The organism is Kocuria sp. 2SI (assembly GCF_005502825.1).
GTDB classification, from domain to species: Bacteria; Actinomycetota; Actinomycetes; order Actinomycetales; family Micrococcaceae; genus Kocuria; species Kocuria palustris.
The window spans coordinates 1-22,260 of the sequence record NZ_SCNB01000027.1; the positions used below are offsets into that span (position 1 = coordinate 1).

Consider the following 22,260-nt stretch of genomic DNA (forward strand, 5'->3'; position numbering starts at 1 on the left):
CCTCCGGGAGATCCGTCGCTGCCTCAAGCGCTACCTCGCCCGCGACATCTACCGCCGCCTCAACACCGCCGCTCAGAATGAGCTCACCGGGGCTTGACAGACATAGGAGATTCAAGGGAGGAGGGGCCGCCGCGCCCTCCGTGACGAGCCAGGATGCTCAGAGCAGAAGCCTCACTTGCCCTCGGCAGCCAGGCGCTGGTCGCGAGCGGAGGCGACCTTCGAGGACATGCCGAACAGCTCGATGAAGCCGCGGGCCTGGGACTGGTCGAAGGAGTCGCCCTCGTCGTAGGTCGCCAGGTTGAAGTCGTACAGCGCGGTCTCCGAGCGACGGCCGGTGACGGTGGCCTTGCCGGCGTGCAGGGTCATGCGGATGTCGCCGTTGACGTAGCGCTGGGTGTCGTCGATGAAGGAGTCCAGGGACTTCTTCAGTGGGGAGAACCACTGGCCGTCGTAGACCAGCTCGGTCCAGCGCTGGCCGACGGTCTTCTTGAACCGGGCCTGCTCGCGCTCGACGGTGACGTTCTCGAGCTCCCGGTGCGCGGCGATCAGGGCCATGGCGCCGGGGGCCTCGTAGATCTCGCGGGACTTGATGCCCACCAGGCGGTCCTCGACGATGTCGATGCGGCCCACACCCTGGGCGCCGGCGCGGCGGTTCATCTCCTGGATGGCCTCGAGCGGGGTCACCGGGCGGCCGTCGATCGAGACGGGGATGCCCTGCTCGAAGCCGATGATGACCTCATCGGGCGCCGGCGGGAAGGCGGGATCGTCGGTGTAGTCGTAGACGTCCTTGGTGGGGCCGTTCCAGATGTCCTCGAGGAAGCCGGTCTCGATGGCGCGGCCCCACACGTTCTGGTCGATCGAGAAGGGGTTCTTCTTGGTCGTCACGATCGGCAGGTCATTGCGCTCGGCGTAGTCGATGGCCTTCTCGCGGGTCAGCGCCAGGTCGCGCACCGGGGCGATGCACTTGAGGTCCGGGCCCAGGGTCTGGATGCCGACCTCGAAGCGGACCTGGTCGTTGCCCTTGCCGGTGCAGCCGTGGGCGACGGTGGTGGCGCCGAACTGCTTGGCCGCATCCACCAGGTGCTTGACGATCACGGGGCGCGAGACGGCCGAGACCAGCGGGTAGGAGTCCATGTACAGGCCGTTGGCCTTCAGCGCCGGCATGCAGTACTGCTCGGCGAACTCGTCGCGGGCATCGGCGACCACGGCCTCCACGGCGCCGCAGTCCAGCGCGCGCTGGCGGATGGCCTCGAGGTCCTCGCCGCCCTGTCCGACGTCCACGGCCACGGCCACGACCTCGGCCCCGGTGGCCTCGCCGATCCAGCCGATGGCGACGGAGGTGTCCAGGCCGCCCGAGTAGGCGAGTACGACGCGCTCGGTCATGAGTGTCTCCTTGAGAGGTTCGATGCTTCAGGTCTTCTGTGCATGACTATACACAGCGTGTTGTATTTATGCATTGCCGGGGCGCGTCGGCAGGCGGGATACTGGGTGGTCGATCCCCGAGCACGACCGCGGGCGGCCTCTGACCGCCATCATCTCGCAGTCGGCGCCCCGACCCCGCCAAGGAGCACCATGTCCGAGCACAGCACGAGCCCATCCTCCCCCGACGCCGGAGGCCAGTCCCCGGCGGGAGCCTCACCTCAGACGGGGCAGGGCGCGCCGCAGCTCAGCGAGGAGGAGCTCGCCCTGCTGAACCAGATGTTCGACCTGGCCCGTGAGGGCAGCACTGATCAGCTGCGGCAGGCCCTGGAGGCGGGGGTGCCGGTGAACCTCACCAACGGCAAGGGCGACACCCTGCTGAACCTGGCCGCCTATCACGAGCACGAGGACACGGTCGCGATGCTGCTCGAGGCCGGCGCCGACACCGAGCGGGTCTCCGACATGGGCTTCACCGCCCTGATCTGCGCCGTGTTCCGCGGCAACGAGGCCATCACCCGACGCCTCCTCGAGGCAGGGGCCGGGCAGGACACCGGCTTCCAGCCGGCTCGGGCCGTGGCCCAGGAGTTCGGTCGCGAGAACGTGATCCCGCTGCTCGACGAGCACGCCTGAGCACGGCGGAACGTGCGCGTCGGCCCGCCCCTGATCAGCTCGGGTCGATCTCCCGCTTGAGGATCTTGCCGGTCGAGCCCTTGGGCAGCGCGTCGACGACCTTGTAGGCCTGCGGGCGCTTGTAGCTGGCCAGCGACTCGCGCATGGTGGCGCGCAGCTGCTCGATCACCTCGGCCTCCTGCGCCCCGTCGCGCAGCACCAGGCAGGCCACGACCTGCTGGTCGGTGGTCGCCCCGCCGCGACCGACGACCGCGGCCTCCTCGACCCCGGGGTGCTCGTAGATCAGCTCCTCGATCTCGCGCGGGTACACGTTGTAGCCGTTGCGCAGGATCGTGTCCTTCTTGCGATCGACGATCCAGAGTCGGTCGTCCTCGTCCTGACGCGCCATGTCCCCGGTGCGGAAGTACTCGCCGGCGAAGGCCGCCGCGGTGAGCTCGGGCTGCTTCCAGTACCCGGCCATGACATAGCGACCGGCCACCGCCAGCTCCCCGATCTCGCCGCGCGGCAGCTCATGGCCGTCGTCATCGAGGATCGCCACGCGGGCATCCTCCACGGGGGTGCCGATCGAGCCGGGGACGCGCTGGTCGACGGGCTGGTTGAACGCGACGACGGGCGAGGTCTCGGAGAGCCCGTAGCCCTCGTAGAGAGTGATCCCGAACAGCTGCTCGAACCGGCGCAGGACCTCGACCGGCAGGGCCGCTCCGCCGGAGATCGCCGAATCCAGGCTCGGCAGCTCGAGCGGCTGGCGGGCCTGGACCTGGCACAGCGCCATGTGCATGGACGGCACGCCGATCACGCGGGTCACCCCGTGCTCGCCCAGCTGCCGCAGCACGGTGCGCGGCTGGAACGACGGGACCAGGCTGATGCAGGCCCCGACCGCCACCGGGGCGTTCAGGCACACCGTCTGGCCGAAGACGTGGAAGAACGGCAGCGCCCCCAGGATCACGTCCTCGGGCACGTAGCTGAACATGCGGGTGGTCATCCACGCGTTCGAGGTGACGTTGTCGTGCGTCAGGGCGGCGCCTTTGGGCTCGCCGGTAGTCCCGGAGGTGAACAGCAGCACCGCGAGGTCGTCGGCGGCGCGCTCGACCGGCTCCCGGACCTCGAGGTCTCCCGACGGCGCGGCGAGGGTCTGCTGATCCAGCAGGAGCAGGGGGACCGACGGCTCGAGCTCGGCGCAGGCCTGCTCGGCAGGTGCGCTCACCGCGTCGTGGACGACGACCGCGCTGAGCTCGGCCGTGCGGAACAGAGCGGTCAGCTCGCGAGCTCTGAGCAGCGGGCTGAGCGGGACGACGACGGCGCCCAGGCGCAGGATGGCGTAGTACGCGACCGGCATCTGCGGCGCGTTGGGCGCCACGAGGGCGACACGATCCCCCACGCCCACACCTGCCTCGTGCAGCCGCTGGGCGAACGCCGCGGACAGCGCGTCGAGCTGCCCGTAGCTGAGGCTCAGCTCACCCAGGCGCAGGGCCGGGGACTCGGGGGCTCGGCGGGCGGAGTCGGTGAGCAGTGTCGCGAGGTTCGTCACGTATGGGGGCCTTCTGGCTCGGTGCGTCCGTCACCGGACGCAGGAGCGGGCCCGACGGCCCGGCTCCGTGCGAAAGGAGGTGCAGGTCCGATCCGGATCCGGGCGCTTGCGCGCGTCAGTCGCCTCCCGCCAGCCGCAGGAAGAACTCCGCCAGCTCGGCGCCCCCGGAGGGGTCGCGGCTGACGACCATGATCGAATCGTCCCCGGCGATGGTACCCAGGACGAGCTGGACAGCGGCCTGATCGATGATCGAGGCGAAGTACTGCGCGGCCCCCGGCGGGGTCTTGAGCATGACGAGGTTGCCGGAGGACTCGGCGGTGACCAGCAGCTCGCGGCACACACCGGCAAGGCGGGCGTCGGGTCCGGCGGAGCCGTCCGGTCCCGCGACCTCGCCGGAGGCCGGCGGCACGGCGTAGACCAGCGAGCCCGACGAGTCCCGCACGCGCACCGCCCCGACCTCGACGAGATCGCGCGAGAGCGTGGCCTGCGTGACCTGCAGGTCGTCGCGGGCCAGCAGCTCGGCGAGCTCGGCCTGGGAGTGCACGGAGCCCGAGCTGACCAGGGCGACGATGCGCGCCTGGCGGGCGATCTTGGTGGCCGGGATGCTCATCAGCCCAGCTCCGGCAGGGTGATCTCGCCCGTCTCGAGGCTGTACTGCCCCGAGGCTGCCAGCAGCCAGACCATCAGCGCCTTCTGGGCGTGCAGCCGATTCTCGGCCTCCTGGAAGACCAGCGAGCGCGGGCCGTCGATGACCTCGGCCGAGACCTCGCTGCCGCGGTAGGCCGGCAGGCAGTGCATGAACACGGCCTCGGGGGCGGCCTGGTCCATGGCCGCGGTGTCGATCGAGTACGGGCGGAAGACCTCGGCGCGCGCGTCCTTCTGGTCCTCCTGGCCCATGGAGACCCAGGTGTCGGTGCAGACCACATCGGCCTCGGCGAGCGCGTGCGCGGGGTCCTCGGTCACGAGCACCGAGCCGCCCGTGAGCTCGGCGAGCTCGCGCGCCCGGGCCACGATCGACTCCGCGGGCAGGTAGCCGGCCGGGCCCGCGACGCGCACGTGCATGCCGGCGGTGGCCATCCCCAGCAGGTACGAATTGGCCATGTTGTTCGCGGCATCGCCCAGGTACGCGAAGCTGCGCCCGGCCAGCTCGCCGAAGTGCTCGCGGATCGTGAGCAGATCGGCCAGGATCTGGCACGGGTGGTACTCGTCCGACAGCGCGTTGATCACCGGGACGTGGGAGTGCTGCGCCATCTCCTCGAGACCGGCCTGATCGTACGTCCGCCACACGATCAGCCCCACCATTCGGGAGATGACCCGGGCGGTGTCCGAGACCGACTCCTTGACCCCCAGCTGCGCCTCCCCCGGATTCACGACCAGGGGCGATCCCCCGAGATCCGCGATGCCCGTGGCGAACGAGTAGCGCGTGCGGGTGGAGGTCTTGTCGAAGATGACGGTCGCGGTCTGCGGCCCCGCCAGCGCGCGATGGCGCCACCGGTCGGCCTTGAGCTCGAGGGCCAGGTCCAGGACCTCCGCCTGCTCGGCGGGGCTCAGATCCGTGTCGCGAAGGAAGTGGCGTGGCATGAGGCGTCCTCTCGGAAGGAAGGTGGGGCCGGCGGGCGGAGGCGGAAGGCTCAGGCGCCCGGAGCGCTGAGCACGGCCTCGCGGGCCGCGTCGAGGATGGAGGGCAGCGCCTCGAGCAGCTCGTCGGCCTGCTCTGCGCTGAGGATCAGCGGCGGGGCCAGGCGCAGCGTGAGCGGCCCCGGAGCATTGACGATGAATCCCGCGCGGCGGGCCGCCGCCACGACGGCCGGGGCCAGAGCGGCGGTCTGCGATGCCGAACGATCGATCGGCTCGAGGTCGATGCCGATCAGCAGCCCGTGGGCGCGGACCTCGGCGACGCCGTCGATCGCGCGCAGTCCGTCGGCCAGATGCTGACCCACCGAACGGACGTTCTGCAAGATCTGCTCGTCCTCGATCGTCGTGAGCGTGGCCAGACCGACCGCGGTGGCCAGCGGGTTGCCGCCGAAGGTCGTACCGTGCTGGCCAGGGCCGAGCAGACCGGAGGCGTGCTCGCCGAAGGTGATCATGGCCCCGATCGGGAAGCCTCCGCCCAGCCCCTTGGCCAGCGTCATGGCATCCGGGGCATCGGCACCCGAGAGCTCCGCCGAGCTGGCGAACCACTGCCCCGTGCGCCCGACGCCCGTCTGGACCTCGTCGACGATCAGCAGCGCCCCGTGCTCGCGGGTGAGCTGCCGAGCCCGGCGCAGCCATCCCTCGGGCAGCGGTCGCACGCCGGCCTCGCCGCGCACGGGCTCCACGATCAGGGCGCTGACGGTGTTGTCGACGGCGGCCTCCAGCGCCTCGAGCGTGGGGGCGAGGAACTCCACGCCGCTCGGCAGCGGCTCGAACGGCTCCCGGTAGGCCTTCTTGGCGGTCATGGCCAGCGAGCCGGCCGTGCGTCCGTGGAAGGAATCCTCCAGGGCCAGGATCCGCGTGCGGGGACCGTCCGGGCCGGGGACCCCGTGGCCCTGGCGGCGGGCCAGCTTGAAGGCGGCCTCATTGGCCTCCGAGCCGGAGTTCGCGAAGAAGACCCGCGAGCCCTCCGGCGCCCCGGTCAGCTCCAGCAGCTTCTTGGCCAGCTCGATCTGCTGCGGCGAGGTGAAGAAGTTGGAGATGTGGCCCAGGGAGGCCGCCTGCTCCGAGAGGGCGCGCACCCAGGCGGGGTGGGCGTGGCCCAGCGCGTTCACGGCGATCCCGCCCAGCAGATCCAGCAGGCGGTTGCCGTCGGCGTCCCACACGACAGCACCCTCACCGCGGGCGAGCACGGCCTGGGGCGGGCCGAAGACGTTCATCAGGTGCTGGGAGTACTGCTCGAGCAGGGCCTCCGCTGAGGCGTCCTGGGCAGAGTGCGTGCGGCTCATTCGGGGTCCTCCGTCGTGGTGGTCTCGGTCGGGGCGGTCTTGGCCGCGCCGACGGTCTGCGCGCTGCGTCCTGCGCCGGAGGAGCCCTGCGCGGCCTCCTCGCCGGTCGGGTGCTTCCCCGCACCGGAGCCCAGGACGACGCGATCGATCTCCGCGGTGGCAACGCCGACCGGTTCCGGATGCCGGCGCAGAGGCCGCTCGGCTGCCGGCGCGGTGCCGTCGGGGCGGACCTCGGTGCCGATCCCCTCGTCCGTGAAGATCTCGAGCAGCACCGAGTGCGCCTCGCGCCCGTCGACGATCGTGGCCCGCGGGACCCCGCCCTCCACAGCGGTGAGCGCCGCCTCCATCTTGGGGATCATCCCGGACTGCAGGCTGGGCAGCAGCTCGCGCAGCTCGGAGTCGGTCAGCGACGAGATCAGCGAGCTGCGATCCGGCCAGTCCGAGTACAGGCCCTCGATATCGGTCAGCGCCACGAGCTTCTCCGCGCCCAGCGCCACGGCGACCGCGGCGGCTGCGGTGTCGGCGTTGATGTTGAGCACCTCGCCGGTGAAGCGGCCGTGGGCGTCGACCTCCGGGGAGATCGAGGAGATCACCGGGATGCGCCCGGCCTGGATCAGCTCGCGCAGCGGCTCGGGGTTCACGGAGACGATCTCGCCCACGTGCCCCAGGTCCACCTCCTGGCCGTCGACGACCGTCCCGCGGCGCACCGCGTTGAGCAGGGAGGCGTCCTCCCCCGAGATCCCCACGGCGTACGGGCCGGTGGCATTGAGCAGGGAGACGAGCTCGCGCTGGACCTGGCCGGTGAGGACCATGCGGATGGCGTCGATCGCCTCGGCCGTGGTGACGCGCAGACCCCCGCGGAACTCGGACTCGATCCCCAGCCGCTCGAGCATGCGATTGATCTGCGGCCCTCCGCCGTGCACGACGACGGGGCAGATCCCCACCTCGCGCAGGAAGACCATGTCGGCGGCGAACGCCTGGCGCAGCGGATCCGAGACCATGGCGTTGCCGCCGTACTTGAACACCATGACCGCCCCGGAGAAGCGGCTGATCCACGGCAGCGCCTCCATGAGCACGCCGGCCTTGGCGCGCGCGGCGGTGATGCGGTCGTTCGGTGCGGTCATCGGGTGTCTCCTGGGAGGGGTTCGGCTCGGGCGGCTTCAGGACGAGTACGCCGAGTTCTCCTCGACGTAGTCGTGGGTCAGGTCGTTGGTCCAGATCGTGGCCTCGTGCGCCCCGGCCTTCAGGTCGACAACGACCTCGACCTTTCGCGACGACGCCAGGTCCACGCCCTCCCGGGGGTCGCCGATCATCCCGCCGCGGCAGACCATGACGCCGTTGATGGAGACGTCGAGCTCGTCCGGATCGAACTCGGCATCGGTCGTGCCCACGGCCGAGAGGACCCGGCCCCAGTTGGGGTCGTTGCCGAAGATCGCGGTCTTGAACAGGTTCGAGCGGGCCACCGTGCGCGAGACCGTCTCGGCCTGGACCACGGAGGCGGCGCCCATGGTGGTGATCGCGATGTCGTGGGCGGCGCCCTCGGCATCGGTGATCAGCTGCTGGGCCAGGCTGTGGCACACGGCGCTCAGCGCACGGGTGAGCTCGAGCTCGTCGGGGCTGATGCCGGAGGCCCCCGAGGCCAGCAGGGTCACGGTGTCGTTGGTGGACATGCAGCCGTCGGAGTCGGCGCGGTCGAAGGTCACGGCGCAGGCCTCACGCAGGCTGCGCTGCAGGACCTCCGGGCGGACCTCGGCGTCGGTGGTGAGCACCACGAGCATGGTGGCCAGTCCCGGGGCGAGCATGCCCGCGCCCTTGGCCATCCCGCCCACGCTCCAGCCCTCGGGGCTCGTGTGCGCGGCCTGCTTGGGCACGGTGTCGGTGGTCATGATCGCCCGGGCCGCGCGCAGCCCGGCCGCCTCATCCGCTGCGGCATCGGCCAGGACCTCGGGGATGCCGGCGCGCATCACGCCCATGGGCAGCTGCACGCCGATCAGTCCGGTGGAGCACACGACCACGTCGCCGGCGCCGACCTGAAGGCCCTCGGCGACCAGCTCGGCCGTTTCGTGCGAGGCCTGGAAGCCCTGCGGGCCCGTGCAGGCATTGGCTCCGCCGGAGTTGAGGATCACCGCGCGGGCGGCGCCGTCGGCGACGACCTGGCGCGACCAGTGGACGGGGGCCGCGGCCACGCGGTTCGACGTGAACACGGCGGCGGCGGCCGCGCTGGGGCCGTCGTTGATCACGACGGCCAGGTCGTCGCCGCCGGAGGCCTTGAATCCGGCGGTCACGCCGCCGGCGCGGAATCCAGCGGCTGCGGTGACGCCGCGGGAGGTGTCGACGCTCAGCCCGGCCGCCGGGTCCTGGGAGGGGTGGACGGTGTTCACGGTGCGACTCCCTGCTGGGTCAGCCCGGTCTGCTCGGGCAGGCCCAGGGCGATGTTCATGGACTGCACGGCTCCGCCGGCCGTGCCCTTGACGAGGTTGTCCAGCGCGCAGCTGACGATCACGCGCCCCACGCGGGCATCGACGGCCGCCTGGATCTGGACGTGGTTCGAGCCCAGGACGGCCTGGGTGGTGGGCCACTGCCCCTCGGGCAGCAGATGGATGAAGGGCTCGTCGCGATAGGCCTCCTCCAGTGCCTCGCGCACGGACTGCGCACCGGGGCCCTCGGCGATCCGGGCCGTGGCGGTCGTGAGGATGCCGCGGGGCATAGGCGCCAGGGTGGGGGTGAACGAGACCGCGACGTCGCTGCGGCCCGAGGCCCAGCCCAGACCCTGCTCGATCTCCGGGGTGTGCCGGTGCACGCCGCCCACGCCGTAGGGGGACATGCCGCCCATGACTTCCGCGGCCAGCAGGTGCGGCTTCAGCGATCGCCCCGCCCCCGAGGTGCCGGAGGCCGCCACGATCACGATGTCCTGCAGCTCGATCTGCCCGGCCGCGGCCAGCGGCGCCAGGGCCAGCTGGGAGCCGGTGGGATAGCACCCGGGGATCGCGATGCGGCTCGCCTTCGCCAGTCGGGTGCGCTGCCGGGTGCCGTCCGGGGCCACGATCATCTCGGGCAGGCCGTACGGCCAGGTCCCGGCGTGGGCGCTGCCGTAGAACTGCTCCCAGGCTTCGGCGGATTCGAGCCGGTGATCGGCCGCGGCGTCGATCACGATGGTCGACTCCGGAAGCTGGGCGGCGATCTCGGCCGAGGCGCCGTGCGGCAGGGCGAGCACGACGATGTCGTGCCCGGCCAGCTGCTCGAGACTCGAATCCGAGATGATCCGATCGGCGAGCCCGTGCAGGTGCGGCTGCAGCGAGCCCAGCCGCTGACCGGCGCTGGAGTGCGCCGCGACGGCGCCGATCTCCACCTGGGGATGCTGCATCAGCAGACGAAGCACCTCTCCCCCGGCGTAGCCGCTGGCTCCTGAGACTGCTGCGGTGAAGGTCATGCGGACATCCTACGCAAGATTATGCAGGTATGTCGATATTTATGCACTAGGGGTGGCGACGAGGACTAGGCTCGGTGGTCAGGAACGCACCGACCGGCGGCTTCCGTCCGCCCCGGAAGAAGGAGACCAGCATGCGCGCCATCAGCATCACGCAGCACGGGGGCCCGGAGGTCCTCACCGTCAGCGAGGTCGAGGATCCGGTCCCGGGACCCGGAGAGGTCCTGGTGCGCACCCGCCGCACCGGGGTCAACTTCATCGAGACCTATCAGCGCGAGGGCGTCTACGACGTCGAGCTGCCCTTCACCCCGGGCACCGAGGGAAGCGGCGAGGTCATCGCCCTGGGCGAGGGCGTCGATTCCCTGCAGGTCGGGCAGCGGATCACGACCTCGCAGGGCCGGGCCACCTACGCCGAGAAGTTCGTGGTCGATGCCGATCGCGTGGTGGTGGTGCCCGAATCCGTCTCCGACGATGCCGCGGGCGCGCTGCCGCTGCAGGGCTTCACGGCCCACTATCTGACCCGCTCGACCTTCCCGGTCGGCCCGGAGACCACCGCCGTGATCACCGCCGCCGCCGGCGGCGTGGGCGGCGTGGCCATCCAGCTCATGAAGCGCCAGGGCGCCACCGTGATCGGTCTGACCTCGAGCCATGAGAAGGCCGACATCGCCCGATCGCTGGGCGCCGACCATGTCCTGCCCTACGAGGGCTTCGCCGATGCCGTCGAGGAGATCACCGGCGGCCGCGGCGCCGACGTGGTCTACGACTCAGTGGGCAAGACGACCTTCGACGAGTCCCTGGCCGCCGTGCACCTGCGCGGCATGGTCGTGCTCTTCGGCGGGTCGTCCGGGCAGGTCCCCCCGTTCGACCTGCAGCGCCTCAACGCCATGGGCTCGCTGTACGTGACCCGCCCGTCGCTCAACGCCTACATGCACACCGAGGAGGAGCGGCAGTGGCGGGCCCGCGAGATGTTCGAGGCCATCGAGGACGGCCTGAAGATCCGCGTGGGCGGCACCTACTCCCTCGACGACGCCGCTCAGGCGCACCGCGACCTCGAATCCCGCAGGACCCAGGGGAAGCTTCTGCTGAGCTTCTGACGCGCCTTCACCGGAGACGCCGAAGGGGCCGTGACGATCATCGTCACGGCCCCTTCGGGTGTTCTCGGGTTCTTGTCAGCGCAGGCTGCGCCGCCGCAGGATGACCCCGCCGGCGATGCCCAGACCCAGCACCAGCACCGAGGCCGCAGCTAGCAGCCCTCCCCGGGTCTTCTGGGCGGACACGGTCTGATCCGTGATGCCGCCGCCGAGCGAGCCTGCCTCTGCGGTGGACAGGACCTGCAGCTCGCCGTCCTGCACGCCGAGCAGGACGTCGACCTCCCCGTCGAAGTCGTCCACGGAATCGCCCCGGCCCTCGCCGCGCACCTCCACCGCCTGCCCCGGCTCCGGCGTGAACGGATCCTGCAGCCCGCTGTCGAAGCGCTGGGCCGAGATCTCCTCGTCGTCCGGCAGCGTGATCGCGTACTTGGGGTTGAAGGACTCCGAGTGCAGATCGTGCGTCATGTCGGTGTAGGTGCCGGTCACCGCGTAGGTGGAATTGGCCCAGCCCTGCAGCTGCTCCGCGCGCTGGAACGCCGAGTAGGAGGCGATCGCCAGCACCAGCGCCAGGATGACGCCCAGCACGACTGCGATCACCGGCGGCCAGGTGGCGCCGATGGCCTCCGACTCCTCGCGATCGCCCGCACCGAGATCCTCGAGCGGATCTCCTTCGGGGTCGCCGTCCGTGCCTCCGCGCAGGGAGAAGGCGTCGCGGAACGCGCTGGACGCGCCATCGCCGCGACGGCCGTTCTCCTGCAGCCGACGGCTGCCTTCGGCTTCCCCGGCGGAGGCCCCGGGGGTGTTCTCAGTGCTCATGTGCTTCTCCTCCCCCGCAGGCGAGGGCCTGGCGAAGGGTGGTCATCGGTTGCTGGATGGTCTCCCGGGCCGCTCAGCCGCGCAGGACGGCGCCGTGTCTCGACGCGGCGAGTTCGACCGCCGCCGTGCGAGCCTCGGAGGCCTCTTCGGCCGTCAGCGTGCGATCGGGCGCCCGGAACCGCATGGCCAGGGCCACCGACTTCTTCCCGGTCTCGATGTGCTCGCCCTGGTAGACGTCGAAGACGCGGACGTCCTCGACGAGCTCGCCCGCGCCCTCGCGGATCGTGACCATCAGCTCGGCAGCCGGCACAGCGGCATCCACCACGAGCGCGACGTCCTGCGTGGCCGGGGTCTGGACGCTCAACGGCTCGGCGGCGATCGCGCCGTCGCGGGCGGCCAGGATCGCCGACAGCTCCAGCTCCATGGCGCTCGTGCGCTCGGGCAGGCCCTGCTGAGCGACCAGCTGCGGGTGCAGCTCGCCGGCTGTGCCCACGAGGTCCCCGGAGGGAAGGCGCAGCACCGCCGTGCGCCCAGGGTGGAAGGCCTGATGGCGGCCCTGCTCCACGCTCAGGCGCACGCCCAGGACGTCGCCGACCAGACGCGCGATCTCGAGGGCGTCCCGCCAGCCCAGCGCTCGCGGGTCGGACCCCGGGGCCGCCGGGGCGTCGTCGCCGGCGAAGACGGCTGCGATATGCAGGGGCTGCTCCGGGATCCCGCCTCGCAGATCCGCCAGGACCTGCTCGGACGGGCGCTGACCGACCGGAGGGATGGATCCGGTGCCCAGCTGGGCGCCGGGGCGGAAGACGAGTCCCGACTCGAAGAGCTGCAGATCGCGGAACCCGCGCGAGCGGTTGCGATGCAGGATCTCCAACAGGCCGGGGATCAGCGAAGCGCGCAGCACGCCGCGGGACTCGGCGATGGGATTGGCCAGGCGCACCGAGTCGACCTCGGTCCCGGGCTCGGGCGAGGCCCACAGCTGGTTGTCGGCCGGCGTGGTGAACGGGTAGGCGAGCACCTCGGTCAGGCCGGCGGCGGCCAGGGCGCTCAGCACGCGCCGGCGACCGGCCTGCTCGGCGCTCAGACCCCGTCCCGGAGGCGCGACGGGAAGCCGCGACGGGATCTTGTCGTAGCCGTCCAGGCGCGCGATCTCCTCCGCCAGGTCCTCGGGCTCGCGCAGATCAGGCCGCCACGACGGGGGCGTGACCAGCCAGCCGTCCTGCCCGGCGGCGCTGGGCTCCTCCTCGACCTCGACGGCCGGGCTCAGCGTCTCGAGCGTGCAGCCGATCTCGGTGAGCAGGGACTCCACGCGCTCTGCCGAGTAGTCCACGCCCACGCGCCGGGCGGGATAGTCCGCATCCAGGCGGATGGTGACGGGCGCCTCCGCCTCCTCGACGCGGACGTCGCCGACCTCGGGTCCGGCGGTGCCGCCGGCGAGCTCGACGAGCAGCTGGACGGCGCGCTCGGCGGCGGCGGCCTGCAGCTGCGGGTCCACGCCGCGCTCGAAGCGCCGGGAGGCCTCGGAGGACAGGCGGTGGCGGCGCGCGGTGCGCGCGACCGACACGGGATCGAAGTGCGCAGCCTCGACCAGGACGTCGGTCGTGGAATCGCCGACCTCGGCGAACTCGCCGCCCATGGTCCCGGCCAGCCCGATGGGGCCGGTGGCGTCGGTGATCAGCAGGTCCTCGGGATCCAGCGCGCGCTGCCTGCCGTCCAGCGTGGTCAGCTGCTCGCCCTGACGGGCGCGGCGCACGGTGATCTGCTCGGCGACCCGGGACAGGTCGTAGAAGTGCAGCGGCTGGCCGAGCTCGAGCATCACGTAGTTCGAGATGTCCACGGGCAGGCTGATCGAGCGCATGCCCGCCAGGCGCAGACGGGTCGACATCCACACCGGAGTGGGCCGGGACGGGTCGATGCCGCGCACCACGCGGGTCGCGAAGCGCGTGCAGCCCTGCTCGCCGCGGATCGGCGCCTCCTCGGCCAGCACGACGGGGAACGTGTCTTCCGTCGGCGCGGGTGCAGCCTCGGACAGGGCGAGCGCCGGGTCCTCGAACGCAGCGCCGACGGCGTGGCAGTACTCGCGGGCCACGCCGCGCATGGACAGGGCGTAGCCGCGGTCCGGGGTGACGTTGATGTCGGCGGCGGACTCGTCGAGCTGCAGCACCTCGCGCACGTCCGTGCCCAGCTCGGGGTCCAGGCCGAGATCGCCGAGCACCAGGATGCCGTCGTGATCCTCGCCGATGCCCAGCTCGCGCGCCGAGGCGATCATCCCCGCCGAGGTGTGGCCGTAGGTCTTGCGCGGGCTGATCCGGAAGTCGCCGGGCAGCACGGCACCGGGCAGGGTCACGACGACCTTGTCGCCGACCTCGAAGTTGTGCGCGCCGCAGACGATGCCCTGCACGCCGGAGGGCTCGATGCCCTCGCCGGTCAGGGTCTGCTGCTGGCCCTCCGGGACCACGCGCACGGAGCACCAGTTCACCGTCTTGCCGTTGGAGTGCTCCTCTGGCTCGCGGGACAGGACCTGCCCCACGACGATGGGCCCGGTGAGCTCATCGCCGGGGCGGATGACCTCCTCCTCCTCGAAGCCGACGGAGACCATGGTCTCCAGCAGCTGCTCGGCGGTGGCTTCCTCGGGCAGCGGCGCGAACTCGCGCAGCCAGGACAGCGGAACCCGCATCTCAGACCTCCATTCCGAAGTGCTGGCTGAATCGGATATCGCCCTCGACCATGTCGTGCATGTCGGGGACCCCGTTGCGGAACATCAGCGTGCGCTCGATGCCCATGCCGAAGGCGAAGCCCGAGTAGACCTCGGGGTCCACGCCGGCTGCGCGCAGGACGTTGGGGTGGACCATGCCGCAGCCGCCCCACTCGATCCAGCGCGGACCGCCCTGGGCCTGCGGGTGCCACACGTCCATCTCGGCGGAGGGCTCGGTGAACGGGAAGTAGTTGGGCCGCAGCCGGATCCGGGCATCGGGGCCGAAGATCTGGCGTGCGAAGTGCTCGAGCGTGCCCTTGAGATCGGCCATGGTCAGGCCCTTGTCGACGGCGAGGCCCTCGACCTGGTGGAACACGGGCGTGTGGGTCGCATCGAGCTCGTCGGTGCGGAAGACCCGCCCCGGGGCCACAACGTAGACCGGCAGCTCACGGCTCAGCAGGGTGCGCATCTGGACCGGGGAGGTGTGGGTGCGCAGGACCAGGTGGGCCTCGGGCGGGTCCACGAAGAACGTGTCCTGCAGCTCGCGGGCGGGGTGGTCCGGCTTGAAGTTCAGGGAGTCGAAGTTGAACCACTCGGACTCGACCTCGGGGCCCTCGGCGACCTCCCAGCCCATGCCCACGAAGATGTCCTGCGCGGTCTCCATCATGGCGCTGATGGGGTGGCGCCCGCCCAGCCGGCGACGGCTGCTCGCGGCGGTGACGTCCACGGACTCCTCGACCAGGATGCGCTCGGCGCGCTCGGCCTCAAGCACCCCGGTGCGCGCTGACAGCGCCTTGTTCACCCGGCCGCGGGCCTGGCCCATGAGCTTGCCCGCGGCGGCCTTCTGGGACTTCTCGAGCGAGCCGATGCGCCGGTTGGCCAGGGCCAGCGGCGAGCGATCGCCGGCGTGGGCCAGGCGGACCGCCTTGAGCTCGTCGAGATCAGCGGCGGCCTGGACAGCGTCCAGGGCCTCCTCCACGGCGCGGCCGACGGCCTGCTCATCCGTGGGATCGAACTCCGCGACGGTCGGGGTCTCGGCCTGACCGGTCGGGGTCTCGGCCTGGGCGGCGGCAGAGGGCGCCTGCTGAGGCCCGCCCTCCGGTGTGCTCTCAGACATGTGCGACAGGTGCCTTCGCTCTCGGGTTCGGTTCATCGGCCCGGCGCCAGAACGCGGGCGGTCCAAGTCTAGTCCCCGCAAGGCCCTCGTCCGGCCCCGGCACAGTGCCTGTGGGCGACTCGCATGGGTCGCCGGCCGCCTGCTCAGCCGGCCAGGTGACGTCGGATGCCGTCCAGGATCGGCAGGTCCGCGGGGATCCACGGCAGGGCCTCGGCCTCCTGGAGGCCCTCGATCGGCTCCAGGCCGATGCGCACCCAGCGCAGCTCGAGATGATCCGCGCCCTCGGCCTGACGGCCCGTGCCCAGGGCGTCGGCGTCCGCTTCCTGCTCCTCCGCGGCTCCGACGACGACGGCCGTCCACACGCGCATGGCCGCCGACTCGCTGAGCGGCCATCCCTGCCGATGGGGTCCGGGGACCTCCTCGAGCAGGCGGATCCGCACACCCAGCTCCTCCCGGCACTCCCGGTGCAGCGCCTCCTGGACCGTCTCCCCCGGCTCCTGCTTGCCTCCGGGCAGCTCCCACAGCCCGCGCAGGGACTCCGGATAGGCACGCTGGGCCGCGATCAGCCGCTGGGGCCGGTGCGGGTCGTCCAGCAGCGCGGCGGCCACGACCTGGGTGCGGAACGTGCGCTCGTCGTCGTGCCGCAGGCTCATGCGGCGCCCTCGGCGGTGCGGCGCTGAGCGCGGGCGGAGGCGTAGAGGCACAGGGTGGCCGCCGTCCCCACGTTGAGCGACTCGGCGGCCCCGTGCAGCGGCACCGCCACGCGGTGGGAGGCCAGGGCCTTCTCCTGCTCGGACAGCCCCTGCGCCTCATTACCGAAGAGCCATGCCGTGGGGCGTGCCAGCTCGACAGCCGCCTCCCGGCCAGCTGCCGAAGCATCCTGCAGCTCATCCAGATCCAGGGCGCCGTAGCCGTCCGCGGCCAGCACCTGCAGCTCACCGCCTGCGGCATCGCTCACGGGGCGGCCGACCAGCTCGGCCGGATCCAGGCCGGTGAGCACGGGCAGATGGAACAGGGAGCCGGCGGTCGAGCGCACCACCTTGGGGTTGTGCAGATCCACCGATCCGGCGGTGAGCACCACGGCATCGGCGCCGGCGGCATCAGCGGCGCGCAGCACGGTCCCGGCATTGCCGGGGTCCTGCACGCGGCACATGACCGCCACCAGGCGGGGCCGACGCTCGGCGACCTGCGCCCAGGTCAGCTCGGGGATCCGGCACACCGCCAGCACGCCCTGCGGGTGCTCGGCATCCGACATGGCCGCAAGGACCTCGTCGGAGACCATGCGCACGAAGACCCGCGGGGAGCCCTCGGCCTGGAGCACGCACTCGACGAGCTGATCGATGTCCGGGTGGCGCTGCAGCGCGCGCTCGGTGATGTAGAGGGCGTCGATCACCCCGTCCCGAGGTGCAGGCACCAGGGCGTCGAACTCCCCCAGGTGCGCGCGCAGGGCCTCGCGGACGCACTGCGGGCCCTCGGTGAGGAATCGACCGGCCCTGGAACGCGCAGAGCGCCTCGCCAGTCCCGCGACCGATCGCACCCGGTCGGAACCGGGATTGATCAGCGCGGAGTCGGCGAGGCGCTGCGCGATGCTCACGCTCGAAGCGGGATCAGGCCGCGTCGGAGCGCGGAGCGGAGGTGTCCGCGGGCAGGTTCTTCTTGGCGATCTCGACGAGCGCGTTGAACGCGGGGGCGTCGTTGACGGCCAGCTCGGCCAGCATGCGGCGGTCGACTTCGACCTCAGCGGCCTTCAGGCCCTGGATGAAGCGGTTGTAGGTCAGGCCCTGAGCCCGAGCGGCGGCGTTGATGCGCTGGATCCACAGCCGGCGGAAGTCGCCCTTGCGGGTGCGGCGGTGATCGTAGTTGTAGGTGTACGAGTGGAGGACCTGCTCCTTGGCCTTGCGGTACAGGCGCGAGCGCTGTCCGCGGTAGCCGGAGGCCATCTCCAGGGTCGTACGACGCTTCTTGTGGGCGTTGAGCGCCCTCTTCACACGTGCCACGTGTGTGCTCCTTCGGTGCGGGAGCGACTCGTCCCGGTCCTGGCCGGGGGTCGCTCGGTGTTCAGGGGTGCTGCGGCGAGACCGTCAGCGGATGTTCTGCGAGGTGCTTCGGCTCAGCGGCCGAGCATCTTCTTGACGACCTTGGCATCGCCCGGGGCCACGATCTTGTCGCCGGCGAGGCGGCGGGTCAGGCGCGAGGACTTGTGCTCGAGGTAGTGGCGGCGGTTGGCCTGCTGGCGCTTGACCTTGCCCGAACCCGTGATCTTGAAGCGCTTCTTGGCACCCGAGTGGGTCTTCATCTTCGGCATGGTGGGCCGTCTCCTTGCTGTCGGTCTCACCGCTGTCGCGGTGCGCCGCCTCTGGGGCGGCCTGGTCTGGGTCGTCGGCTGGGTGAGCCGACGACTCCTCGGTCACCGACCCGGTCCCGTCCTGCGGGATCCGGGTCGAAGCTTTCATGTCAGGGCAGCGGGGTCACTGCCCCGGCTTGGGTCCGCCCGGCTTGGGCACTCCACCCGGCTTGGGTCCGCCGCCCGGCTTGGGCGCCGTTCCCGGCTTGGGTGCGGGCCTGGGCGTCGAGCCGGGGGTCGGGGCGCCCGACGGGCGCGAAGCCGAGGGTCGGCCCGGGCCGCCGGCCGGACGGGGCGAACCGCCCTGCCCGGAGCCCTGCGAGCTCGAGGCCGGACGCGGGGTCCCGGAGGTCGAGCGCGGGGGCCTGGACGAATCCGAGCCGGTGCGCGGACCCGACGAGGACGGACGACCGCCGCTGGGGCGCGAGGCGCCGCCGGAGTCCGGGCGGCCCGACGAGGGCCGACCCGAGCCGCCGGAGGGACGGCCGCCGCGATCGGATCCGCGATCCGAGCCGCCGCGATCGTTCGAGCGCGGCCCGCCCTGGCGACCGCGACCGCCGCCGCGGGGCTCGCGCTTGTCCTCCTTGGGCAGCACGACGGGCGGCTGATCCTCGGAGACCTTCAGCGGCGGGGCGCCCTCGGGCACCTCGAACTTGGCCGAAGCCAGCGCGCGCAGCTCCTCGGGGATCGACTCCCCGATCGAGCTGCCGCCCACGGGCAGCGGGTTCTCGGCATCGCCGGTGGCCGGAACGCCGGACTCACGAGCATCGCGCTCGCGATCGCGACGGGAGGACTTCACCTTCGAGGGAAGACGGCTCTCCTGATCGGACTCCGCCTCCTTGGCGCGGCGGGCAGCCGACTTGGCCTCGGACTTGGTCTTCAGCGGACCGAGGACCATGACCATGTTGCGGCCGTCCTGGCGCGGGCTGGACTCGACCTGGCCGAACTCCTCCAGGTCCTCGGCCAGCTTGCCGAGCAGGCGCACGCCCATCTCCGGACGCGACTGCTCGCGGCCGCGGAACTGGATCATGGCCTTGACCTTGTCGCCCTCGGTCAGGAAGCGCTTGGCGTGCCCGACCTTGGTCGCGTAGTCGTGGTCATCGATCTTCAGGCGGAACCGAACCTCCTTGAGGCTCGTGTTCGACTGGTTCTTGCGCGACTCGCGCGCCTTCACCGCCGCCTCGTACTTGTACTTGCCGAAGTCCATCAGCTTGGCGACGGGCGGCTTGGCGGTGGGGGCGACCTCAACCAGATCCAAATCGGATTCACGGGCCAGTCGCATGGCGTCCTCGACGCGGACGATGCCGACCTGCTCGCCCGCCGGCCCGACAAGGCGGACCTCGGGGACGCGAATCTTCTCATTGATGCGTGGATCGCTGATGCTCTGCTCCTGAGATAGTCGTGCCGGTCTGATCCGGCGATCTGCGGCGACGGCCCCCGAACTGTGCTCGAGCTCCGCGCCCTGGTGCGGATGGCAACGAAAAAGCCTCCGCTGCCCAGGGCAAGCGGAGGCCGAGGCATCCGGATCGGCAACCACCGATCCCCCGCACGAACGGGGACGCCGTCAGCATCTCTGCTGGCACGGCGCGGACGCTGCTGCGTCGTCTTGACCCGGAGACCCTGGCGATCCTGAGATCGCGGTCAGCGCGGGTGGGAGTCACCTCCGCTTGCACACTGCCGAATATCATACACGAAAGCTTCTCCCCGGGACAGGATGACGCTGCGGCGGGCAGGATCCGGCCACTCGCGAGATGGGGATCGCCACGAAGCCACTCACCGGGACGGCGCGCACTGCCAGAGCACTCGCGGCCGGGACCACAGAACTCCTCGCCGGGGCATGGAGCATCACGAGGCGGCTCGAGGACGGCGTCGAGAATGCGGGCGTCCCATGAGGGGCCGATTGCTCACCCCACCTCGATCCAGTGGACGAGTCATCACCGGTTCAGCGCGGAAGCAGTGACGATCCGGCCAGTCGATGGCGGAACCGCTCGGACGGGGCTCGTGCGGGCAGGGGCAGGGGCCCGGGCCGGCGGAGCGTGCGTCGCCGACGTCATCGCCCGCAGCACCTAGGCTGGGGCCATGACTTCTCAGAGCACCTTCCGCTTCGACGGCGCCTCGGACGACGACGCCCGAGCCGCAGCGCATCAGCCCGCCCAGGATTCCGCGCAGCCCGAGCATGCCGATCACGACCATGCCCAGGAGCCGCACGAGGGCAGCCCGCTGAGCCAGGAGGCCCTGGACGCCGTCACCCAGCAGGTCCGCGACATCGCCGAGGTCCCCGCGATCGAGGTCATCACGACGTCTGCGGTGCACCTCATGTCCGCCGCCGCCGTGAAGTGCGGCCTGGCCGAGGGCCCGGATGCCGAGGCGCTCAAAGACCTCGACGAGGCCCGCAAGCTGATCACGGCGCTGGCCGGCTTCGTCACCGCCGCAGCGCCGGAGATCGGCTCGCAGCACGCGGGCCCGCTGCGCGACGGCCTGCGCACGCTGCAGCTGGCCTTCCGCGAGGCGTCGACCTACCCGGACAAGCCCGGTCAGGGCCCCGGCGAGAAGTTCACGGGCCCCGTCTTCTCCTGAGCTGACCCACCGGCTTCCTCAGATCTCGAGCGCCTCCAGGGCCACCTCGAGGCTGTCGACCTTCTCGGCCACCACGGTGTGCTGGGAGAGCCTGTCCTGGAAGGCCCGGACCAGACCGTCGAGCTGCCCCTGGTCCAGTCCCGGCAGCAGCTCGAGCACGGCGGTCAGCTCCGGGCCCTCGCCCCCGCCGGGCAGCGACCCTCCCCCGCTCAGCGGGGTGTCCGCGCCGCGGCCCCGCCGCACGTGGGCCCCGGCCACACCGGGCAGCCCCAGGGCGGCATCGAGCACCGCCCTGGAGACCTCCGGCGAGTCGTAGCTCGGCGTCCACTCGATCCCCTGCGCGATCGCCCACAGCGCCGGGCGGCGCACTACGAAGGGCGCAGCCGAGCCGGGGTTCAGCACAAGCATCTGGGCGCTGTCCTGAACAGCCGCCAGAGCAGCCCGCCGCGCATCGACGGCCACCGGCCGGGCCTGGCGGTGCCACTGCGTGACCTCGACGTCGGAGCCGAAGACCGGCTGCACGCTGCGACCGCTGCGCGAGCTCAGCCGCACCAGGGCCATGTCCGCTTCCTTGTCGGCCACCAGTCCGTCGTCGGTGAGGGTGCTAGCAGAGACCTCGGCGACGACCGGGACGAAGACCCGGGCGGCTGCGAGCGCGGCGACGACCTCCGCCTCACCTGCCTCCCCGCGCGAGCGCGCGGTCAGGGCCGATTCCAGCGCGGCGTCGACTGCGCCGCTGTCGCCCGGGAAGAGGTGGCCATGACCGCGCTCCAGGTCGCGGCCCTGCCACGGCTGTCCCCCGGTGTCGGTCTGCCCGCCTGCCGAGCGCAGCTGCGCCTGGATGTGCGCGGGAAGCTCGCGCGCGGGCCCTCGCGGAGTCTGAGGGTCGTCGTTCGGCCGGGTGCCGCTCACGGGCTCAGGCCTCCGGGCGTCCCGCGACATCCAGGGCCTGCTCGAGGGTGAAGCGCCCGGCGTAGAGGGCCTTGCCCATGATCGCGCCCTCCACGCCCGAGCTCACCAGGCGGCGCAGCGCGGCGATGTCCTCCAGGGAGGCGATGCCGCCAGAGGCCACCACGGGCTTGCCCGTGCGCTGCGCGACCTGCTGCAGCAGCTCGACGTTCGGGCCCTTGAGCGTGCCGTCCTTGGTGACGTCGGTGACGACGTAGCGGGAGCAGCCGTCGGCCTCGAGGCGCTCGAGCACCTCCCAGAGGTCCCCGCCCTCCTGGGTCCAGCCGCGGGCGGCCAGCGTGGTGCCGCGCACATCCAGGCCCACGGCGATGACGTCTCCGTGCTCGGCGATGACCCGTCGGGTCCACTCGGGATCCTCGAGCGCGGCGGTGCCCAGATTGATCCGGGCCGGCTCGAGCGACAGTGCGCGCTCGAGGGAGGCGTCGTCGCGGATGCCTCCGGACATCTCGATCTTCAGCGACAGCGACCGGGCCACGCTCGTGAGGACGTCGATGTTGTCCCCGGTGCCGAATGCGGCATCCAGATCGACCAGGTGCAGCCACTCGGCCCCGGCGTCCTGCCAGGCCTGCGCGGCCTCCAGCGGATCGCCGTAGCAGGTCTCGGAGCCGGACTCCCCCTGGACGAGGCGCACGGCCTGGCCGTCGCGGACGTCCACCGCCGGCAGCAGCTCGAGGCGCGGGCCGGTCTGCTCGGCGTGGTTCGTGTACTCGGTCATTGCTCTCCTCGATC

At 71.7% G+C, this 22,260-nt stretch carries 20 protein-coding genes and 1 pseudogene; 3 read left to right on the top strand and 18 right to left on the bottom strand.

What is annotated here, in order from left to right:
- Positions 1-171: 171 nt before the first annotated feature.
- Positions 172-1,383, bottom strand: a complete 1,212-nt coding sequence (locus tag FFS25_RS11995) for an argininosuccinate synthase (protein WP_006214542.1) — start codon at positions 1,381-1,383, stop codon at positions 172-174.
- 189 nt (positions 1,384-1,572) lie between these two features.
- Between FFS25_RS11995 and FFS25_RS12000 the strand changes: the two genes are divergently transcribed.
- Positions 1,573-2,049, top strand: a complete 477-nt coding sequence (locus tag FFS25_RS12000; RefSeq protein WP_137803076.1) for an ankyrin repeat domain-containing protein — start codon at positions 1,573-1,575, stop codon at positions 2,047-2,049.
- Positions 2,050-2,083: 34 nt separating this feature from the next.
- Here FFS25_RS12000 and FFS25_RS12005 read toward each other — a convergent pair whose 3' ends face one another.
- From FFS25_RS12005 to argC, 7 genes and pseudogenes are all read right to left on the bottom strand, one after another.
- A complete protein-coding gene (locus FFS25_RS12005; RefSeq protein WP_137803077.1) occupies positions 2,084-3,577 on the bottom strand; it encodes a long-chain-fatty-acid--CoA ligase in 1,494 nt (497 codons plus the stop codon).
- A 115-nt stretch (positions 3,578-3,692) separates the two neighbouring features.
- Complete coding sequence (locus tag FFS25_RS12010; protein WP_006214539.1) at positions 3,693-4,187, bottom strand: arginine repressor; 495 nt, start codon at positions 4,185-4,187, stop codon at positions 3,693-3,695.
- Positions 4,187-5,158 carry an ornithine carbamoyltransferase gene (gene argF, locus FFS25_RS12015; protein ID WP_137803078.1) on the bottom strand — a complete coding sequence of 324 codons (972 nt, stop codon included), beginning with the start codon at positions 5,156-5,158 and terminating at the stop codon, positions 4,187-4,189. Before argF ends, FFS25_RS12010 begins: the two co-directional genes overlap by 1 nt.
- Positions 5,159-5,208: 50 nt before the next feature.
- Positions 5,209-6,498, bottom strand: coding sequence for an acetylornithine transaminase (locus tag FFS25_RS12020; RefSeq protein ID WP_137803079.1), 1,290 nt, complete (start codon positions 6,496-6,498; stop codon positions 5,209-5,211).
- 218 nt (positions 6,499-6,716) lie between these two features.
- Positions 6,717-7,622: pseudogene (argB, locus tag FFS25_RS12025) on the bottom strand (acetylglutamate kinase); the annotation flags it as partial.
- Between the two features lie 36 nt (positions 7,623-7,658).
- Complete coding sequence (argJ, locus tag FFS25_RS12030; RefSeq protein ID WP_137803080.1) at positions 7,659-8,879, bottom strand: bifunctional glutamate N-acetyltransferase/amino-acid acetyltransferase ArgJ; 1,221 nt, start codon at positions 8,877-8,879, stop codon at positions 7,659-7,661.
- Entirely contained in the window at positions 8,876-9,928 is a 1,053-nt protein-coding gene (gene argC, locus FFS25_RS12035; protein WP_137803081.1) for an N-acetyl-gamma-glutamyl-phosphate reductase, read from the bottom strand. Before argC ends, argJ begins: the two co-directional genes overlap by 4 nt.
- 131 nt (positions 9,929-10,059) lie before the next feature.
- On the opposite strand from argC, the gene FFS25_RS12040 reads away from it, so the two are divergent.
- Positions 10,060-11,019, top strand: a complete 960-nt coding sequence (locus FFS25_RS12040) for a quinone oxidoreductase family protein (protein WP_137803082.1) — start codon at positions 10,060-10,062, stop codon at positions 11,017-11,019.
- Between the two features lie 75 nt (positions 11,020-11,094).
- On the opposite strand, the gene FFS25_RS12045 is transcribed toward FFS25_RS12040, so the two are convergent.
- The 8 genes from FFS25_RS12045 to infC form a co-directional block, all read right to left on the bottom strand.
- A complete protein-coding gene (locus FFS25_RS12045; RefSeq protein WP_137803083.1) occupies positions 11,095-11,832 on the bottom strand; it encodes a hypothetical protein in 738 nt (245 codons plus the stop codon).
- A 73-nt stretch (positions 11,833-11,905) separates the two neighbouring features.
- Positions 11,906-14,506 carry a phenylalanine--tRNA ligase subunit beta gene (pheT, locus tag FFS25_RS12050; protein WP_137803084.1) on the bottom strand — a complete coding sequence of 867 codons (2,601 nt, stop codon included), beginning with the start codon at positions 14,504-14,506 and terminating at the stop codon, positions 11,906-11,908.
- 1 nt (position 14,507) lies between these two features.
- On the bottom strand, positions 14,508-15,641 hold the full coding sequence (pheS, locus tag FFS25_RS12055; protein WP_058872308.1) for a phenylalanine--tRNA ligase subunit alpha: 1,134 nt from the start codon (positions 15,639-15,641) through the stop codon (positions 14,508-14,510).
- Positions 15,642-15,784: 143 nt separating this feature from the next.
- Positions 15,785-16,294 carry an NUDIX domain-containing protein gene (locus FFS25_RS12060; RefSeq protein ID WP_137803085.1) on the bottom strand — a complete coding sequence of 170 codons (510 nt, stop codon included), beginning with the start codon at positions 16,292-16,294 and terminating at the stop codon, positions 15,785-15,787.
- Positions 16,291-17,235, bottom strand: a complete 945-nt coding sequence (locus tag FFS25_RS12065; protein WP_137803086.1) for a TrmH family RNA methyltransferase — start codon at positions 17,233-17,235, stop codon at positions 16,291-16,293. Before FFS25_RS12065 ends, FFS25_RS12060 begins: the two co-directional genes overlap by 4 nt.
- Positions 17,236-17,248: 13 nt before the next feature.
- Positions 17,249-17,638 carry a 50S ribosomal protein L20 gene (rplT, locus tag FFS25_RS12070; protein ID WP_006214523.1) on the bottom strand — a complete coding sequence of 130 codons (390 nt, stop codon included), beginning with the start codon at positions 17,636-17,638 and terminating at the stop codon, positions 17,249-17,251.
- A 113-nt stretch (positions 17,639-17,751) separates the two neighbouring features.
- On the bottom strand, positions 17,752-17,946 hold the full coding sequence (rpmI, locus tag FFS25_RS12075) for a 50S ribosomal protein L35 (protein WP_006214522.1): 195 nt from the start codon (positions 17,944-17,946) through the stop codon (positions 17,752-17,754).
- A gap of 163 nt (positions 17,947-18,109) precedes the next feature.
- Entirely contained in the window at positions 18,110-19,399 is a 1,290-nt protein-coding gene (gene infC / locus FFS25_RS12080) for a translation initiation factor IF-3 (RefSeq protein ID WP_502704729.1), read from the bottom strand.
- A 665-nt stretch (positions 19,400-20,064) separates the two neighbouring features.
- On the opposite strand from infC, the gene FFS25_RS12085 reads away from it, so the two are divergent.
- Positions 20,065-20,562 carry a DUF1844 domain-containing protein gene (locus FFS25_RS12085; RefSeq protein ID WP_058872305.1) on the top strand — a complete coding sequence of 166 codons (498 nt, stop codon included), beginning with the start codon at positions 20,065-20,067 and terminating at the stop codon, positions 20,560-20,562.
- 18 nt (positions 20,563-20,580) lie between these two features.
- Here FFS25_RS12085 and FFS25_RS12090 read toward each other — a convergent pair whose 3' ends face one another.
- Positions 20,581-21,474 (bottom strand): SseB family protein, encoded by an 894-nt coding sequence (locus tag FFS25_RS12090; protein ID WP_137803087.1) that lies wholly within the window; start codon positions 21,472-21,474, stop codon positions 20,581-20,583.
- Between the two features lie 4 nt (positions 21,475-21,478).
- The gene (gene priA, locus FFS25_RS12095; RefSeq protein WP_137803088.1) at positions 21,479-22,246 is read right to left on the bottom strand and encodes a bifunctional 1-(5-phosphoribosyl)-5-((5-phosphoribosylamino)methylideneamino)imidazole-4-carboxamide isomerase/phosphoribosylanthranilate isomerase PriA; all 768 of its coding nucleotides are present in this window, start codon (positions 22,244-22,246) and stop codon (positions 21,479-21,481) included.
- Positions 22,247-22,260 lie beyond the last annotated feature (14 nt).

What these genes read in the sequence shown, in the direction of transcription:
- FFS25_RS12040 (WP_137803082.1), top strand. Translation starts at nt 10,060, where the DNA reads ATGCGCGCCATCAGCATCACGCAGCACGGGGGCCCGGAGGTCCTCACC.
- pheT (WP_137803084.1), bottom strand. Translation starts at nt 14,506, where the DNA reads ATGCGGGTTCCGCTGTCCTGGCTGCGCGAGTTCGCGCCGCTGCCCGAG.
- FFS25_RS12000 (WP_137803076.1), top strand. Translation starts at nt 1,573, where the DNA reads ATGTCCGAGCACAGCACGAGCCCATCCTCCCCCGACGCCGGAGGCCAG.
- FFS25_RS12045 (WP_137803083.1), bottom strand. Translation starts at nt 11,832, where the DNA reads ATGAGCACTGAGAACACCCCCGGGGCCTCCGCCGGGGAAGCCGAAGGC.
- argF (WP_137803078.1), bottom strand. Translation starts at nt 5,158, where the DNA reads ATGCCACGCCACTTCCTTCGCGACACGGATCTGAGCCCCGCCGAGCAG.
- FFS25_RS12085 (WP_058872305.1), top strand. Translation starts at nt 20,065, where the DNA reads ATGACTTCTCAGAGCACCTTCCGCTTCGACGGCGCCTCGGACGACGAC.
- FFS25_RS12060 (WP_137803085.1), bottom strand. Translation starts at nt 16,294, where the DNA reads ATGAGCCTGCGGCACGACGACGAGCGCACGTTCCGCACCCAGGTCGTG.
- FFS25_RS12020 (WP_137803079.1), bottom strand. Translation starts at nt 6,498, where the DNA reads ATGAGCCGCACGCACTCTGCCCAGGACGCCTCAGCGGAGGCCCTGCTC.
- argC (WP_137803081.1), bottom strand. Translation starts at nt 9,928, where the DNA reads ATGACCTTCACCGCAGCAGTCTCAGGAGCCAGCGGCTACGCCGGGGGA.
- rpmI (WP_006214522.1), bottom strand. Translation starts at nt 17,946, where the DNA reads ATGCCGAAGATGAAGACCCACTCGGGTGCCAAGAAGCGCTTCAAGATC.
- FFS25_RS12010 (WP_006214539.1), bottom strand. Translation starts at nt 4,187, where the DNA reads ATGAGCATCCCGGCCACCAAGATCGCCCGCCAGGCGCGCATCGTCGCC.
- FFS25_RS11995 (WP_006214542.1), bottom strand. Translation starts at nt 1,383, where the DNA reads ATGACCGAGCGCGTCGTACTCGCCTACTCGGGCGGCCTGGACACCTCC.
- priA (WP_137803088.1), bottom strand. Translation starts at nt 22,246, where the DNA reads ATGACCGAGTACACGAACCACGCCGAGCAGACCGGCCCGCGCCTCGAG.
- pheS (WP_058872308.1), bottom strand. Translation starts at nt 15,641, where the DNA reads ATGTCTGAGAGCACACCGGAGGGCGGGCCTCAGCAGGCGCCCTCTGCC.